The sequence below is a fragment of the Stieleria sp. genome (assembly GCF_041595215.1).
GTDB lineage: Bacteria > Planctomycetota > Planctomycetia > Pirellulales > Pirellulaceae > Stieleria > Stieleria magnilauensis.
The window spans coordinates 1-3,132 of the sequence record NZ_JBFHKV010001015.1 but is presented as its reverse complement, the minus strand read 5'-3'; the positions used below and the strand labels follow the sequence as shown (position 1 = coordinate 3,132).

At 60.2% G+C, this 3,132-nt stretch carries 1 protein-coding gene; it reads left to right on the top strand.

Annotated elements, in window-relative coordinates; translation table 11 throughout:
• A partial coding sequence (locus tag ABX749_RS27450) for a CARDB domain-containing protein (protein ID WP_372898838.1) occupies positions 1-3,132 on the top strand: 3,132 nt, incomplete at both ends.

Below are 3,132 nucleotides of genomic sequence, written 5' to 3'. Positions count from 1 at the left end.
GGCGTTGCCGGATCTGATGTTGGTCGGCGGCGTTCTGCCGACGGTCGCCACCGAATTCGATTTCGGCGATGGAGTCCCCTTGTTGTTCGACGTCAGGAACGTGGGCGCCGCAACTGCCGGCGGCGAATCGTGGACCGATCGCATCTACCTTTCGACCGACAACGTTTTCGATCTAGGCGATCTATCGCTGGACGAATTGATTCACGACACCACCCTCACGGCCGGCGGAACTTACGCGAACCAATTCAATGTTTCGCTGCCGCTGACCCAGTCGCTACCGACCGGGACCTACTACTTGATCGCATCGATCGACGACGGCAACCAGATTCATGAGACCGACGAAGCCAACACGTTCGTCTCGGCGCCGCTGCATTTGACGGTTCCGCCGCTGGTCGACCTGCTACCGACCTCAGTCAGCGGGCCGGCGACCGGACAACCCCGGACGCCGAGTGTGTTCACGTGGACCGCGATCAATCAAGGCGACGCGGCGACGCCCGATCGCTGGTTTGATCGAATTTACTTGCAGTCGACCTCGGCGAGCGGATTTCGGCACCTGGTCGGCGGCGTCTTTCAAGCCGAACCCGTCGCGCCGGGCGAGAGTTATCTGTCGATGATGACGGTCGACCTGCCGGACTTGCCGGACGGCGAATACCGGATCATCTTGGCGACCGACGACACCGATCGTTTGTCCGAAGGCCCGTATGAGTCGAACAATACGTTGGTCGGCGGCACGGTCCGGATCGACCATCCCGACATCGTCGTCCAAGACCTAACGGTACCGGCCACCGCCAACTCGGGTCAAACACTTCCCGTCAATTTCGAATTCGTCAATCAAGGCACCGGCGTCGCTTCGGCCTGGCAACAACGCATCTACCTGTCGGACGATTTAACGGTCTCCGCTGACGATCGTCTGCTTGACGAATTTGCAATCAACCAGCCGCTCGATCCCCAGCAAACCCGCGGCGTGACGCGTGAACTGTTGATGCCGATCGATGTTCAAGGTGCCAAGTACGTGTTGGTCGTGACCGATGCGTTGGAGGAACTGGGAGAGCGCTCCGCCGGTGAATCGAACAACGTGCAGACCGCATCGATCGAGTTGACGCTGTCACCTTACGCGGACCTGACGGTGACCCACGTCAGCGCGCCGACGCAGGTGATCGGCGATCCCACGCAACTGACCGTCGACTGGACCGTGGCCAACGTCGGCACCGGCCGCGGACTGACCGATCGGTGGACCGATGCGATTGTGCTCAGCCGCAACGCGACCGTCGGCGACGATGATGACCTGGTGATCGCGACGTTTGAGCACTCGAGAGGTTTGGAAGCGGGCGGTGACTACTCACGCAGCGAGACGATCCCGTTGCCGCCCGGGACCAGCGGGCGATTCACGTTGTGGGTACGCAGTGATTTTTTAGATGGTGACTCTGGGGGTAACGTTTTCGAAAACGGCAACGAATCGAACAACGATGTCGCCCACGCGGATTCGATTGACATCATGCCGGCCGCTTTCGCCGATCTGGTCGTCAGCAACATTGACGTGCCGCAACCCGTCAACGCCGGATCCGTCGCCAGCGTCATGTGGACGGTCGACAACACCGGGATCGGAATCACCAACCGCGGCGATTGGTACGACGTGGTCTACTTGGCTGAGGACCCCGCCGGGACACAGCCGATCGAAGGCAGCGAAGTTCGGTTCCAGCATTTTGGACAGATCGCACCGGGCGACAGTTATACACGAACCGGCCATTTCATCGTGCCCGACGGTTTGTCCGGTGATCACTACGTGATCGTCCACACGGCAAAAGAAAACGCTCCCTTCGAATTCATCTTTGACGACAACAATCGCGCGGCCAGCGGTGCGTTTCCGATCACGTTGTTGCCGTCACCGGATTTGATCGTCAATGAAGTCGTGGCACCCGACGTGGCCGAAGAAGGGACGCTGTTGGATGTCAGCTGGACGGTCACCAACAGCGGGCTCGGTTCAGCGTCGGGTGGCTGGATCGACCGCGTTTACCTGCAACCGGCCGGTGACCCAGATGGCCAGATCATCCAGTTGGGAACGTTTCCATTCGTCGATCCCCTGACGCCCGGTAAAAGCTACACACGCAATGAAGCGATTCGCATTCCGATCCAGTCCGCGGGCGTCTTCAATCTGTTCGTTCGCACGAATTTCCAAGAGTTGCTTTACGAGGGCAGCGGTGTCGTTAACAACACCAAGCCGGAGCCAATCATCATCAATGTGCGTCCCCGACCCGATTTGCAAGTCGACTCGATCACGATCCCCGAGCGACTGACCGCGGGCACGACGCTGTCTCCACAATTCACGGTGGTCAATCAAGGCGGTGCCGGCACGGCCGGAACGAAGTGGATCGATCGCGTCTACCTTTCGCTCGACACCGTGGTCGACCAGGCGGACATTTTGATCGGTGAGCTTGACAACGGTTCGGCCTTGGCGGCCGGCGAGCGTTACAGCAGCGATGCCGGCAGTGTGGTCATCCCCATCCGTTACCGCGGCGATGTCTACGTGATCGTGCAAACCGACGCCACGGACAACATCGCCGAATGGCCCAACAACCAGAACAACATCAGCTACCAATCGATCTTCATCGAGCCCGAACCGCTGGCCGACCTGGTGGTCAGCGATGTCATCGCGCCGAATCAAGTCGTTGCCGGAGCCGAGATCCCCGTGCGATACACCGTGACCAATCGCGGCAGCGGCGCGACGCATGGCGACACCTGGACCGAAAACGTTTGGTTGACGCGTGACAAGAATCGCCCCCACCCCGGACAGGGCGACCTGCTGTTGCAGACGACCACCCACACCGGATCACTGGACCGTTTGGCCGGCTACGAGACTTCCATCACGATACGCATCCCACGGCAACTCGAATCGGGCACATGGTACGTGACGCCTTGGGTCGACCCGCTGGACGTGGTTCCCGAAGACACGTTGGCGTCCAACCACAATCCCGACGACCCCGACAACATTGACAACAACAACTACAAGGCTCGAGCGATCCAGGTGCTCGGGGCTCAGCCGGATCTGGTCGTCAGCGAAATCAATGCACCAGCGGTTGCCACCGGAGGCGACTCCGTCACGATCAGCTGGACCGTCGACAACCGTGGACTGGC